The organism is Brevibacillus massiliensis (assembly GCF_000311785.1).
Lineage (GTDB): Bacteria > Bacillota > Bacilli > Brevibacillales > Brevibacillaceae > Brevibacillus_C > Brevibacillus_C massiliensis.
Genome location: NZ_HE978536.1, coordinates 583,789 through 597,041, shown reverse-complemented (window position 1 = coordinate 597,041; position 13,253 = coordinate 583,789). Strand labels below are relative to the sequence as shown.

Annotated in this window: 15 protein-coding genes; 7 read left to right on the top strand and 8 right to left on the bottom strand. The window is 53.0% G+C overall.

Features of this window, described 5'->3' with window-relative positions:
• Position 1 precedes the first annotated feature (1 nt).
• Positions 2-181, top strand: a complete 180-nt coding sequence (locus HGBM_RS06800) for a hypothetical protein (RefSeq protein WP_019120342.1) — start codon at positions 2-4, stop codon at positions 179-181.
• A 49-nt stretch (positions 182-230) separates the two neighbouring features.
• Here the strand turns inward: HGBM_RS06800 and HGBM_RS06795 are convergent, their stop codons facing one another.
• Both HGBM_RS06795 and HGBM_RS06790 read right to left on the bottom strand, forming a co-directional pair.
• Positions 231-1,370, bottom strand: a complete 1,140-nt coding sequence (locus HGBM_RS06795) for a cation:proton antiporter (protein WP_019120341.1) — start codon at positions 1,368-1,370, stop codon at positions 231-233.
• A gap of 170 nt (positions 1,371-1,540) precedes the next feature.
• Positions 1,541-1,957 (bottom strand): hypothetical protein, encoded by a 417-nt coding sequence (locus tag HGBM_RS06790; protein WP_019120340.1) that lies wholly within the window; start codon positions 1,955-1,957, stop codon positions 1,541-1,543.
• Between the two features lie 176 nt (positions 1,958-2,133).
• Here HGBM_RS06790 and HGBM_RS06785 point away from each other — a divergent pair, with 176 nt between their 5' ends.
• A complete protein-coding gene (locus tag HGBM_RS06785) occupies positions 2,134-2,568 on the top strand; it encodes an Hsp20/alpha crystallin family protein (RefSeq protein WP_019120339.1) in 435 nt (144 codons plus the stop codon).
• A 409-nt stretch (positions 2,569-2,977) separates the two neighbouring features.
• On the opposite strand, the gene HGBM_RS06770 is transcribed toward HGBM_RS06785, so the two are convergent.
• Together HGBM_RS06770 and HGBM_RS06765 are read right to left on the bottom strand one after the other, a co-directional pair.
• The gene (locus HGBM_RS06770; protein WP_019120336.1) at positions 2,978-3,481 is read right to left on the bottom strand and encodes an isoprenylcysteine carboxyl methyltransferase family protein; all 504 of its coding nucleotides are present in this window, start codon (positions 3,479-3,481) and stop codon (positions 2,978-2,980) included.
• Positions 3,482-3,483: 2 nt separating this feature from the next.
• A complete protein-coding gene (locus tag HGBM_RS06765) occupies positions 3,484-4,554 on the bottom strand; it encodes a type III polyketide synthase (protein WP_019120335.1) in 1,071 nt (356 codons plus the stop codon).
• Positions 4,555-4,744: 190 nt separating this feature from the next.
• On the opposite strand from HGBM_RS06765, the gene HGBM_RS06760 reads away from it, so the two are divergent.
• On the top strand, positions 4,745-5,314 hold the full coding sequence (locus HGBM_RS06760) for a beta-class carbonic anhydrase (protein WP_019120334.1): 570 nt from the start codon (positions 4,745-4,747) through the stop codon (positions 5,312-5,314).
• 87 nt (positions 5,315-5,401) lie between these two features.
• Here the strand turns inward: HGBM_RS06760 and gerQ are convergent, their stop codons facing one another.
• The 4 genes from gerQ to HGBM_RS30935 form a co-directional block, all read right to left on the bottom strand.
• Positions 5,402-5,815: a spore coat protein GerQ gene (gene gerQ / locus HGBM_RS06755; protein WP_019120333.1), complete on the bottom strand. Its 414-nt coding sequence runs from the start codon at positions 5,813-5,815 to the stop codon at positions 5,402-5,404.
• Positions 5,816-5,841: 26 nt separating this feature from the next.
• Entirely contained in the window at positions 5,842-6,264 is a 423-nt protein-coding gene (locus HGBM_RS06750; RefSeq protein ID WP_019120332.1) for a cell wall hydrolase, read from the bottom strand.
• 105 nt (positions 6,265-6,369) lie between these two features.
• Positions 6,370-6,936, bottom strand: coding sequence for a YqaA family protein (locus HGBM_RS06745; protein ID WP_019120331.1), 567 nt, complete (start codon positions 6,934-6,936; stop codon positions 6,370-6,372).
• Between the two features lie 97 nt (positions 6,937-7,033).
• Positions 7,034-7,273 (bottom strand): hypothetical protein, encoded by a 240-nt coding sequence (locus HGBM_RS30935; protein WP_081590102.1) that lies wholly within the window; start codon positions 7,271-7,273, stop codon positions 7,034-7,036.
• Positions 7,274-7,409: 136 nt separating this feature from the next.
• Here HGBM_RS30935 and HGBM_RS26840 point away from each other — a divergent pair, with 136 nt between their 5' ends.
• The 4 genes from HGBM_RS26840 to thrS all read left to right on the top strand — a co-directional run bounded on the left by HGBM_RS26840 (position 7,410) and on the right by thrS (position 12,807).
• Positions 7,410-8,225: a spore coat protein gene (locus HGBM_RS26840; RefSeq protein ID WP_019120330.1), complete on the top strand. Its 816-nt coding sequence runs from the start codon at positions 7,410-7,412 to the stop codon at positions 8,223-8,225.
• Between the two features lie 76 nt (positions 8,226-8,301).
• Positions 8,302-9,408, top strand: a complete 1,107-nt coding sequence (gene mqnC / locus HGBM_RS06735; RefSeq protein ID WP_026074253.1) for a cyclic dehypoxanthinyl futalosine synthase — start codon at positions 8,302-8,304, stop codon at positions 9,406-9,408.
• 268 nt (positions 9,409-9,676) lie between these two features.
• Entirely contained in the window at positions 9,677-10,549 is an 873-nt protein-coding gene (gene ytxC, locus HGBM_RS26835; RefSeq protein WP_019120328.1) for a putative sporulation protein YtxC, read from the top strand.
• 344 nt (positions 10,550-10,893) lie between these two features.
• Positions 10,894-12,807 (top strand): threonine--tRNA ligase, encoded by a 1,914-nt coding sequence (thrS, locus tag HGBM_RS06725; protein WP_019120327.1) that lies wholly within the window; start codon positions 10,894-10,896, stop codon positions 12,805-12,807.
• Positions 12,808-13,253: the final 446 nt, after the last annotated feature.

Here is a 13,253-nt window from a genome sequence, read left to right as displayed (position 1 = left end):
CATGTATGTTGTCATTTTCATAATCGAAGCGCTCATACCGCTTGGAATCCTGATTTACACGATCAATTTTGGCCGCTGGCTGGGGAAGAGAAAGCTGCCGGTCGGAGCCTTTGGCGCTTATTTCGTCGGCGGTTTGTCATTTGCTTTGACCATCTGGATGCTGCTGCGCGGTTTCTCTTGACGCGCCAAAAAAAGGAAGAGAGCACGCTTGATGTGCTCTCTTCCGGATCTTATTCGGTGGCAAATTTCTTTTTGTCCTGAAACAGCAGCTTCAGGATCGGCGGTGTCACAATGGTCGTGAACAGCACGACCATCACGAGAATCGAGAACAAGGCAGGGCTGAAGAATCCTCTCTCCAGTCCCAATGAGGCCAGGATGAGGGCGACTTCTCCCCGGGAGATCATGCCCGCGCCCACTCTGGAGGAGCTGCTCCAGGAGAAACCTGCCAGTTTTGCTCCCAGGCCGCCTCCGATCCATTTTGACAGTACGGCTAACAGTCCAAACGGCAAGATGAGCCAAAGAGAATCGAGTCCGCCGATTTCCGTACTAAGCCCGATGCTGATGAAGAAGATCGGGACGAAGAGGGAATAACTGAGCACTTCCACCCGTTCCATGATCTTTTCCTGGAATTCCGTTCGGGAGATCGCGATCCCCGCCAAATACGCCCCGATGATGTCGGAGATGCCTGTCTCTTCGGCAAAGTAAGCGAAGGCAAGGCATAGGATCACCGCCAGGACGGTCATGCCTTGAGGAATATTGGTATGGGAAAATTTTCGCAAAATCCACGGGACAAGCTTCCAGGCTGCGAAGATGCCGACGACGAAAAATACCAGCATTTTCAGCAGGACTGTCGAGATGCTTACGTCACCGCCGAGAATGCTCATCGTAAAGGCGAGCAGAACGATAACGACGATATCATCCAGCACGGCGGCACCGAGTATCGCCATCCCTTCCTTCGTTTTCAGGCGATCCAGCTCCCGCAGCGTTTGGACAGAGATGCTGACGCTGGTTGCCGACAGGACCAGACCGAAGAGCGCCGATTCGAATTGCGTCAATCCCATAAGCTGCCCGGAAAAGTACCCTCCCAGCAAAGGAACGATAATTCCGCTGAGCCCAACGTAGGTGGAGGCTTTGGCACTGGCTTTGAACTCCTGGAGATTGGTCTCCATCCCGGCGATGAACATCAGCAGGATCACTCCGAGACTGCTCAATTCCTTCAAAACCTCCGTATTATGTACCCAACCCAATAAAGAGGGACCAATGATAATTCCTGCGATCAATTGGCCTAAAACGGAAGGTTGTCCGAGCCGCAAGCTGAGATTTCCCGCGACTTTGGCAGCGATAAGAATAATGATTAATTCCAGTAGCACGTTTTTGTTCCCTCCTTCGTGAAATGCAACGGCTGAACCGCGAGTACCCTTTCGATATGTTGCTTCACTCGCTTCGAATGATTCCGGCAGTGCTCTCCTCCATTAAGTGTCATAAAGCGTTTTCAATCCCTCCTTCAACCATTTAGCCAGTAGATGATGAGAACTCGCAGTCATTTTTTGGCGTATAAATTTTCCAGAAAATAACCGACTGTAACATCCAGTGTCCCGACAAACAATGCGGCAGAGAGCGCAAAGTGGAGATGCGGTGTCCAAAGACGGGCTGAGCTGTAGATCGTCATCGTTCCGAAGAGGATCTCGGGGATCAGTTTCAGGCGGACCGGGAAGTCAAACCGCTGCAAGACGCTTTTGACGACGGGTTCCCCGATCACTTCGTAGAAGAATAAAAAGATCGTGGAAGAGATGGCAAGGATCATCAAGTCCTGTACTTCGGTATTATCGGCCAGGTTTGGAAACAAAATGCCCGCAGTCCAAAGAAATCCGAACAGCAATAATGCTGGTACGGCAAATGAGAGCAAAAAGGCAAAAGCTGCCAATAATATTGTAAGAATTTTGACAAACGTCGGCACGTGCGATCACCTACTAGTACTGGGCTAAAATCTGACAGAGAAGATTATAACATAAAATTTGGCTTCCATATCCATTAAGGTGTATTTTTTGCCGAAAAGTGTCGAGTTTCCGGTGCATAATGGGCATCCGGCTGTCGCAAGATAACGATGTAACATCTTGATAGGAGGGATTTTTGATGGCTTTAGTACCGTACGAACCTTTTCGCCATTTCGAAACGATGAGACGAGAATTTGACCGGTTGTTTCCCTTTTCGCTGGGATTTGGGTACGATCGGGAAATAGGTGTGCCAAAAATTGATCTGTACGAAACAGAGAACGAGGTTGTCGCATCTTGTGAAATCCCCGGGCTGGAGAAGAAAGAGGACGTCAATATAGACGTAGATAACAATATCCTGCACATCTCCGGAACCATCGAGCGGACCCACGAGGCAAAAGACGACCAGATGCATCGAAGCGAGCGTTTTGTCGGGCGGTTTGGGCGTTCGGTAACCCTGCCCGCCCGCGTCTCGACAGAAGGAATCAAAGCCACTTACCGCAACGGCGTGCTGGAAGTGCGGATGCCGAAAGAGCAGTCGCCGACAAAACGCAGGATTGATCTGGAGTTTCACTGACGTTAAAAAAGAGCCGCTTAGGGCTCTTTTTTCTTGCGTGCGGCTTCTTCCTTGCTCAACGTCGTGGAAGCGCGTGTTTGGGAGGGATTTTCCTTTCTGCCTTGTTCGTTTTTGACGCCGTTATGCTTTGACATCATACCACTCCTTTTTGGTTGTCACACATTAGCATGCCCAAAAAGGCGAAGCAGTCAAAAGCTAGACAAGGCGATGTGAATATGGGAAAATCAGTCGTCTTTGCGGGAATAAGCTTTCGTAATCAGCACGACCATCATCGCGATCATAGCAGCAGTCATGAGCAATGTCAACACAATAACCGAAGTACTGCCCAACTTTACGTCCCCCTTGCCTGTACATTAGCCTATTTTACATGAAGGGGGACGAGTCGACAATTGGCTGATCCGAAAATGGTTCAGGACAGCCCGTCTTCCTCCAGGGGAATTCTGACAGCGAGGAGCAGCCAGCAGTTGGCTAGTGTAAACAGGGCGGCTGTATAGTAAGCGGAAAAGGTTAACGGAAGGGCAAGCAGCTCGATGCCGACCACCAAATAGTTGGGATGGCGAAGATAACGGTAGGGGCCGCGTGTCACCCGTTTGGCACCCGGCAGGATAAAAATGCGCGTATTCCAAAAAGGCCCGAGACTGCGAATGCACCAGTAACGGAGCAACTGGGCGGCTGCGAACAGGGAAAACGGCGCCCACCACCAGTCAGCCAGCGGGCGGTCGGCGAGGCTGACTTCGGCTGCCAGGCTGGCAAAGAACATGACGTGCAGTCCGACGAGGTATTTGTAGTGATCCGCTCCAATTTCGTACCCGCCCCGCGAGCGTATGAAAGCTGCATTGCGGTGGGCCAGCCACAGTTCCAACAGCCTTTGGACAATCACGACCAGCAGAACGGAGATAAAGAATATCGACACGGCTACCTCCCCGACTCAAGCAGGATAAGTTCGGAACTAAACCCCGGGCCGAGTGCCGTGACCAGCCCGTATTCGCCCCGCGTCCACTGCTGCTCCAAGCTTTTTTCCAGAACAAACAGGACCGTAGCGGAAGACATGTTGCCAAATTCCGCCAGCACTTCTTCCGCAAGGCTGGTATGGTCGGGCTGCAAACCGAGCACTTCCCGATACGCTGCCAGCACTTTTGGACCTCCGGGGTGCGGAATGTACCGGGAGATATCGGTCAGGCTCATGCCGGTCCTTTCGAGAAAGCGTTCCACATTCATGCGGATTCGCTGTCTGATCAGCGTTGGAATGTCTCGGGAAAAGATCACTTTGAGCCCGTCATCCGTTACATCCCAGCCCATGACGTCAAGTGAATTCTTCCAGGTGGTGCTGATGCGGTCGATGATTTTTGCCAAAGGCCTGAGGGACAAGCTGTCCACACAGGCGTCGCCGGCAATCAGCACAGCAGCGGCACCGTCGGCGAAGAGCGAAGTCGCGACCAGATTGCTTTTGGAAAGGTCGTTTTTAACGAAGGTAAGGCCGCACAGCTCTACCGCCAGCAGCAGCACCATGGTTTCGGGAAAGGCCCTGACGTACTCGAAGGCCCGTGACACTCCCATTGCGCCGGCCGCACAACCCAGTCCCCAGATGGGAATGCGCGTGACATGCTCTTTCATATCCAGAAGGTTGACAATCCTCGCATCGATGCTGGGAGTGGCCAAACCGGTACTGGATACAAAGATCAAACAATCAATTTCAGCCGCAGAAAGGGAGAGTTTATTGAGGCAATTTTGAATCGCTTGGGTCCCGAGTCGGCAGGCTGATTCCACGTATAGCCGGTTTTTCTCGCCCACTGTGTGATCGGCTTGAAACCAGTCCGGGGGAACGGAAAAGTGGCGTTTGCGGATGCTGCTGTTGGCGAACACGGACAACAGCCGGTCGATATCGGAGTAAGCGCTGCCAAATAGCTGGCGGGTCATCCTCATCGATTCCTCCTGGTCTACTTGAAAAGGAGGAACGGCAGTACCGACAGAAAGAATGTAGGGCATCACAATACACTCCCGTTAAACCAAACTCAATGTAAGTGTGCCCATTGGAAAAAAATCCATTCATTGGATTGGGCCGCAAATTAGTGCCCATCGGCATAATGACACGGAAACAAGGATTGGGTTAAATTAATAAAAAAACAGTTTTGTTTTTTGGATCGCCCGAAACTGACAGACGAGGAAGTGAAGGACGTTGAAACAGCTGTATGAGATTATCCAATTCAACCGGGAGTTTGTTCAAAACAAGGGATACGAGCCCTTCCAGACAACCAAGTTTCCCAACAAGCGGATGGTTATCCTGACCTGCATGGATACGCGTCTGGTGGAGCTGCTGCCGCACGCGATGAACATCCGCAACGGGGATGTCAAAATCGTCAAGAATGCCGGCGCGATGATCTCCCATCCTTTTGGGAGCATCATGCGAAGTCTGGTGGTTGCCGTTTACGCACTCCAAGCCGAAGAGATTTACGTCATCGCCCACCACGATTGCGGCATGAGCCAGGTAGATTCGGGTGAAATGCTAAGCAAGATGAAGGAGCGGGGGATTCCGGACAATGTGTTTGATACGTTGCAGAACGCCGGGATTGATCTGAACCGCTTCCTGTCCGGATTTAAGAGCACCAGGGAGAACGTGGAGAACAGCGTCAGGGTCATCCGCAATCATCCTCTGATTCCGAAGAGCGTACCGGTGCACGGATTGATTATCCACCCGGACACGGGTGAGCTGGAACTGGTCATCGATGGATACGAGTCACAGGCGTAAGCCGGCCGCCGCTTCCAAGCAAGACAGTAGGGCTGTACCCGGCAGCGGGAGACTGCTTCCGGGCACAGCCCTTTTTTCTGGCAGACACTAGCGGATGCCCCTCGGCAGCGCAGGCGGAACGTAGTTGAGAGGTTCGGTAAAGGTGATGTAATCCAGGTTGATCATCTTCAACAGATAGCGCATTCCCGTGTCCGGATCGACGAGGATGAGGTGGTCGCGCCCGGCCGCTTCCAATTGGCCTTTGAAGATTTTGGCGTTCCACTCGCTGTTGTTTTCGAATGTCATGTAGACTGTTGCCATCTTCCCGAGGTTCATCCGCAAAATGTTTTCAATATAGGACTCTTCTACGGGTGGGTATGGGGAGGGCACACCTGGAATCCGAGCGCCGCTCGGACCCGGCGGGACCATCTGCTGCTGGGGCCCCGGCCCGCCAAACGGACTTGGAGGATAGGGAGGAAACGGTTGTCCCTGGTTCCCATAATAGGGGTTGTAAGCGTTCATGTATCATACTCTCCTTTTGCTTATGTTTAATAAACCCGGGGGCAATCTTGCGGTGTTGGAGCGTAAAAGCAATGCGCTTTGTATCGTCCCGTATTCTGCTGGTTAAACCAGGTGCCGGGACAGTCGCCAGTCGGCCTGAAGAACCAGAGGGCGTTCGTTGCCGGGTAATACGCTTCCCCCTTGATGACCCGCCTGGCGAGCCGTCTGTCTTTATCCCGGGGCCTTTGGTAAAAGTAGGGCAGCGTCACAGATTCAAACCCGCCAGGAGACTGGTAGACCATGTCTGAGACGGAGCGAATCCCTTTAAAATCAAGACAGTTGGCTATAATGCGATTTACCCCGACGTTGCCAACCATCATCATTCCAAGTTCTCCTTCCCCCTCAGCCTCAGCCCGCATCAACCTGGCCAGCAGATCGATGTCTGCAGAATTTGTTCGAATCAGGGGCATTAGCTCACCTCCAACAACGTAAAGTACAATTACAATATATTAGCGAATGCAAATTAGGTGTTTGTCTATTGAAAAATGCTTTTCTGGCGTAAAAAAGCCGGTTGGTCAGCGTTTCCGCGACCTCACCAGCTTAAATGCCAGCCACCCGACTGCAAGCACGGCAGCGACTCCCAGCAGTGTGATGTCAAGATATTGTTCAAGCAGCGTCTTCGCATATTCCCCGTACCAGAAAAACAGCAAGCCGATCGCGAAAAACTTGATCCCCCGCCCAAGAATCGCGTAAATGATCAGCTTCACAAACGAAAAGCCGAATACTCCCGACAGAATCGTAAACACCTTGAAGGGGATGGGTGTGAACGAGCCGACCAGTACGGCGGCGTCCCCATCCTTGGCGAATTTGTCTGTCGCCACGGAAATCCATTTTTGCGGCAGGATCTTGTTCAGGATGGGTTTCCCCAACACTTTGCCCATGAGATATCCAACAGGCGCACCCGCAATGGAGCCGAGGAAGGCGACAGTGGCATATATCATTGCGTGGGATGGATTGAGAAAACTCATGGCAATTTGCAAGAAAAAAGGGGGAAGCGGCAGAATGATGGAGTCAAGAAAGGCTAGTCCGAAGAGTCCCCAAGTTCCAAAACGCATAAAAAATTCCGTCAGTTGATCGATCATGGCCCGCTCCTTTTGAATGACTCTTACCCATTCATTATAAGCCAAAAAACCTCTGCGTTCTACAGAGGTATTGGCGTCTTTATGACCGCAGGGAGATTTAATAGTAAGGATAGTACGGGTACGGATACGGATATGGATAGTACGGGGGATAGTACGGGGGATAATACGGCGGGTAAGGGTAATAATAGTAGGGGTAGTTAAACAGGAATGGCAGAGCGAGAAACGGCAGCAGAGCTGCTGCCCCACCATCGTAATAACGGCGTCTTCTCCAGATGACAGGGTCGGCTGCCGGCGCGGGATGCGATCCGGGGGTTGGGGGTGGATAATTTTGAACCAACGGGAATCTCTCCTCTTTTGATTGATGATACACATTAAAAATAATATGTACATTCGTCTAGAGGGTGATGGAAGCGCTGGCAAAATAGGCATTCGGCCATTGGCAAAACTTCACAAAGGATAAGGAGGCTCTAACCATGCAGCAGCAATTTGGCGCTCATGAAATTATGGAACTGCACGAAGTGCTAAACGCTTCAATCGATGCGATCAATCTCTGCCAGGTGTATCTCCCGTTTGTCCGGGATCCGGAACTCAGGCAGATCATCTCCAACCAAATGCAGTTTATGACTACGGAATACAACAATCTGATTTACCAAATTAACGGCCGCGGCGGAGGACGGGCCATTCCCTATCGGACTCCGCTGTCCAAGCCGGGACAGTACGGCGTTCAGAATGCCAACCCGGTTCAGCCCCTGAGCAGTCCGGAGCAGATGGGTGATCGGGACGTGGCGTCCGCCGTTCTCGGCCTGCACAAAACGGGTGCCGTCATGAAAATGCACGCCGCTCTGGAATGTGCCGACCCGGAAGTGCGGGCGGCCATGCTGCAGGGGGCCAACAATTGCGCTCACCAAGCGTACGAAATCTGGTCGTACATGAACAGGCGGGGCTACTATCAGATTCCCGTGTTTCAAGAGATGGCGCAAACCAATATGCTGCGCGGCTACCAACCGATGGACCAGGCTTTGCCGCCGCACATGCAGCCGCCCGCGGGGTCGACCGACGCCGGACAGGCTTCGCCGTCTGAGCCAACCGTGACCAGCAGTGTCGGGACGAATCAGGATGCGAGTGCAAACGCCAGCCAGATCTTTTCGTCATCGGTCTACCGCAAGCAGCAGGCGACGACAGCCAGCCCGCTGAACCCCAATCTGTCCATGGGCGGGTCCGCACAATCCCCGCTTCATTCGCTGCCGGACCAGCCTGGGTCTGAACACAAGGCTGACCCGCTGATGTAACACCCTGCTGATAGGCAGGGCGTTTTTTTTGTGTTACGATCAAATGGGAAGAAAAAAGGAGAGAGGAGCGGTCCAGTTGATAGACAAAATACTAGAAAGAGCCGTAGCAGGGGAAAGGTTGGGTCTTGAAGACGGCTTGGCGCTGTTTGAAAGCGACGAGGTCGAGAAGATCGGCCACGCAGCCAACCAGGTCATGCAGAAATGGCACCCTGAGCCGATCACGACGTTTGTCATTGGACGCAATATCAACTATACCAACATATGTGACACCTATTGCCGGTTTTGCGCGTTTTACCGGCGTCCCGGTTCAAGTGAAGGATACGTGCTGCCAACTGAGACAATTTTACAAAAAATCCAGGAAACAGTAGATGTTGGCGGAACGGAAATCCTTATGCAGGGCGGGACCAATCCCGACCTGCCGTTTGATTACTACCTTACCCTGCTGAGAGATATCAAGCGTCGTTTTCCCAACATTACCATGCACTCCTTCTCTGTTGCCGAGGTCGAAAAGATGGCAGAGGTTTCGGGACTCCCCATCCCGGAAGTGCTGCGACAATTGAAAGCGGCCGGACTTGATTCGCTGCCGGGAGCGGGAGGAGAGATTCTTGACGACCGCACCCGCCGAAAGATTTCACGCTTAAAAGGATCCTGGAAAAACTGGATCGAGACGCAAAAAGCCGCTCACCGCGTCGGGTTGCCGGGCACGGCGACAATGGTGATCGGCTTTGGCGAGCTAATGGAAGAGCGCGTGCTTTCGCTCATGCGGATTCGCGAAGCCCAGGACGAAACAAAAGGGTTTACCGCTTTCATCACCTGGACGTTTCAACCTGAGAATACCAACATGAAGGCGGTCAACAATACGCCGGAAGAGTACTTGAAGACACTGGCCATCAGCCGTTTGATGATCGATAATATCCCCAACTTCCAGTCCTCCTGGGTGACTGTCGGCCCGGAATACGGCAAGCTGTCCTTGTCTTACGGGGCCAACGACTTCGGTTCGACGATGATGGAAGAAAACGTCGTCTCGGCAGCCAAGTGTACGTACAAGGTCAACACCAACCTCATTTTGGAGCTGATTCGTCAAGCCGGCAAGATCCCGGCCCAGCGCAATACCCAATACGAAATCCTGCGCGTGTTCCGGGAAGGCGAAGTCGCCGAAACCGACTTTGTCATGCAAAACTAAAGACATGTCCTCCAGGCTGACACCTCCCGCTGCGGGGGGTGTTTGCACTTCGAGCGAGGCTTGATCTTATTTTCGCAGAAGCTCTCGCCTCTGACCGAAGGTGGCGGGAGACTTCAATTACCAACTCCTTAAAAGTATATCGATAGTGGGGGGACATATACTGTAACTACACAAAAACGGTCATGCCCGTTTCGCCAGCCGCAAGCGGCCAGATCCATGTTTTAGGAAGAACGTCAAGACGTTTTCGCAGAAAAAGGAGGTGACGAACATGGAAAAGATATCCGTATTCCTCCCGAATGACCAGCAGTCCCAGCAGGAGGGATTCCGCGTGACGGTTCGGGCTGTTCAACAGCAGGTTTGTACGGACCCTGTAGCCGTAGAATTTCGGGAAGAAAACCGCGGCGATTACCACGCGTTTACCTTTGTCAGCTGGCCCGGTGAGGAATCCGCAGCGGGGACGAAGGATATCGTCCGTTCGTTCGTCGCCTTGATCGTAGTGGAGTGGATCGTTCGCACCCTGGAACCGGAGATGATTCGGGCGATCTTGCGCCGGGATTTCACCCTTGCTGACGCTTCCGACTGGGAAGTGATTTCCCCTTACGTTCAGTTTGTGCTGTACGGGTTGGAGGCGGAAGGCCCTTGGGGATCACGCCGGGCCAGGATGTACAGGAAAGTGTTTGAATACCTGGGGGAAAATCATGAAATGGTGCTTCACGGCTTCGTCCGGTTTCGCTTGAAGGAGGAGCTGGCCGCATTGCCGGACGCAGTGGAGAGCGGGATCGATGAATACCTGCGGGATCAGGAATACCAGCAGTTTGTCAATCTGCTGCGCTATTTCGTCTCGGTACAGGAGCCAAAGCACGAACTGGTGCACATCGTTTTCCCCAAAGATCAGCCGGGCTGGATTTTTGACGATCAGGGGCATCGGCTCAATCTCAAGCAGTTTGATGATTTGTTCGGCATGGCAGACGGGCTCTGCCGGGAAGAGGACTACTGGGTAAGCGTGCTCGTATCACTGGCGCCCAAACAGATCGTCTTTCACCTTGGGGAAAGGAAAAAGGCCCTGGCTGAGACGATCAGCGGCATTTTTGGCGAGCGGGTGACGTTTTGCCGGACCTGCGCATACTGCCTGACCTACTAGACCTGCTTGACTTCAACGTCCCAAATCCCTATAATACATTACATACTCCATACTGAACAGACGATGAGAAGGACGCGGATGTTGCCCTGCCGCCCACAGAGAAGCGGGCCTTTGGCTGCAAGCCTGCTGCGAGCACGCAACGATCTACCCCCTTTGAGTCACAGCCGGGAACGGAACACCTAGTATCGGCATGTCGGATTGATCCGTTATCTTTCGATGAGGGGCCCATTTTGCCTGGTAAAAAGGCGAATTGGCCTGAATTAGGGTGGTACCACGAGAACAAGCGCTCGTCCCTTGGGGATGAAGCGCTTTTATTATTTTTGAAGGAGAAGGGAGTTTTTACAGTGGCACATGTGAACGTTACCCTGCCGGATGGCGCCGTTCGGGAACTGGTTGCCGGCAGTACGATCGAAGACCTGGCGGCGTCGATCAGCCCTGGATTGAAGAAAAAGGCTGTTGCCGGAAAAATAAATGGAAAAGTGGTCGATCTCTACACGCCGATTACGGAGGATGCCGCTGTTGAAGTGGTCACTCTGGACTCGCCCGACGGCCTGGAAGTGTACCGCCACAGCACCGCCCACCTGTTGGCGCAGGCGGTGAAGCGCATTTACGGCAAAGAGGTAAAGCTGGGCATCGGGCCGGTGATTCAGGACGGCTTTTACTACGACATGGATATCCCGGAGTCTCTCACACCCGAAGACCTGGGCAAGATTGAAGCGGAGATGGAAAAGATCGTCCGCGAAAACCTGCCGATTCGGCGCAAAAAAGTAAGCCGTGACGAGGCGATTGCGATTTATCAGGAATTGAACGACCACCTGAAGCTGGAATTGATTCGCGACCTGCCGGAGGATGCGGAGATTACGATTTACGAACAGGGGGAGTTCTTTGACCTCTGCCGCGGTCCGCACCTCCCGTCTACCGGCTTTATCAAAGCGTTTAAACTGATGAGCGTAGCGGGGGCGTACTGGCGCGGCAATTCCGACAACCAGGTGCTGCAGCGCGTCTACGGAACGGCATGGCCGAAGAAGGCGGATCTGGACGAATACCTCCACTTCATCGAGGAGGCCAAAAAGCGCGACCACCGCAAGCTGGGCCGGGAACTGGAGCTGTACATGTTTTCCGAGGAAGCGCCCGGAATGCCGTTCTACCTGCCCAACGGGATGACCATCCGCCATCAGCTGGAACAGTTCTCCCGCCGCCTGCAGGAACTGGCTCACTACACCGAAGTGCGCACGCCGTTTATGATGAACCAGCGCTTGTGGGAACAGTCGGGGCACTGGGATCACTACCATGAGAACATGTACTTCTCCGAGGTGGACGGCGTCAAGTTCGCGTTGAAACCGATGAACTGCCCGGGACATATGCTGATTTACAAAAACAAGATGCACTCTTATCGCGACCTGCCGATCCGCTACTCCGAGTTTGGTCAGGTGCACCGCCACGAATACTCGGGCGCCCTCAACGGGATGCTGCGCGTCCGCACATTCTGCCAGGACGACGCCCACGTCTTTGTCCGCCCGGACCAGATCGAGGCGGAAATCAAGCGGATGATCAAGCTGATCGACAGCATTTACAGCGTGTTCGGCTTCGAATACTCGGTTGAGCTGTCCACTCGTCCGGAAGACTCGATGGGCTCCGACGAACTGTGGGAGATTGCGGAGCGCTCACTCAAGAACGTATTGGACGAGCTGGACATGGATTATGAGATCAATGAAGGCGACGGCGCTTTCTACGGTCCGAAGATCGACTTCCAGATCACCGATGCGCTGAAGCGGCGCCATCAATGCGGTACGATTCAACTGGACTTCCAGTTTCCGGAGAAATTTGACCTCACTTACATCGGGGCGGACAATGAAAAACACCGTCCAGTCGTCCTGCACCGGGCGATGTACGGATCGCTTGACCGCTTCATCGGCATACTGGTGGAGCACTACGGCGGAGCCTTCCCGACCTGGCTGGCGCCGATCCAGGTGCGCTTGATGACGATCAATGAAGCACATGCGCTGTACGCGGAAGAGATGAAAGAGCAGATGATGCTGGCAGGCATCCGCGTCGAGCTGGATGCGCGCAATGAAAAGATCGGCTACAAGATCCGCGAAGCGCAGATGGCGAAGATCCCGTACATGCTGGTCATCGGGGAAAAAGAGGTGCAGGATCGCACTCTCTCCGTCCGCAAGCGCGGCGTAGGGGACCTCGGTGCCCAGTCGCTTGAACAGTTCCTCGCCGATATCAAGAAGGAAATCGAAGAACACAGATAAAACAATGGCTGCCAGGCTGCAGCCCGGCGTAAGCAAACAAGCCAACAGTCCATACCTCCGAAAGCGGAGGATCGGCTGTTGGCTTTTTGCGGTTGAATTGTACACTGACTATTCAGCGGACGGGTTTCCCTTAACGTCGTGTTGTTGAAGCAGTCACACGTTTCAAAAATCACCCGATTGCCAGAGGAGATCCGGGCAACTGGCGGATATTTGGGGGACTTCGTCAGGACAACCTGTTATTCATTCCTCCCTGAAAAGAGATAAAATTGTTTCAATGTATAATTTTCATGTATGGAATAATCAATGAGTTCTTCAGGACTATAACGATCAGGCCAAAACAGCGCATCGTCGCAAGGCACGAGTCAAAGTCTTGACAGATGCCTGAGATACCTGTATTATTTACAAAGCAGTATCAACTTCACATTCGAGAATGAAGAAGAAGCGCC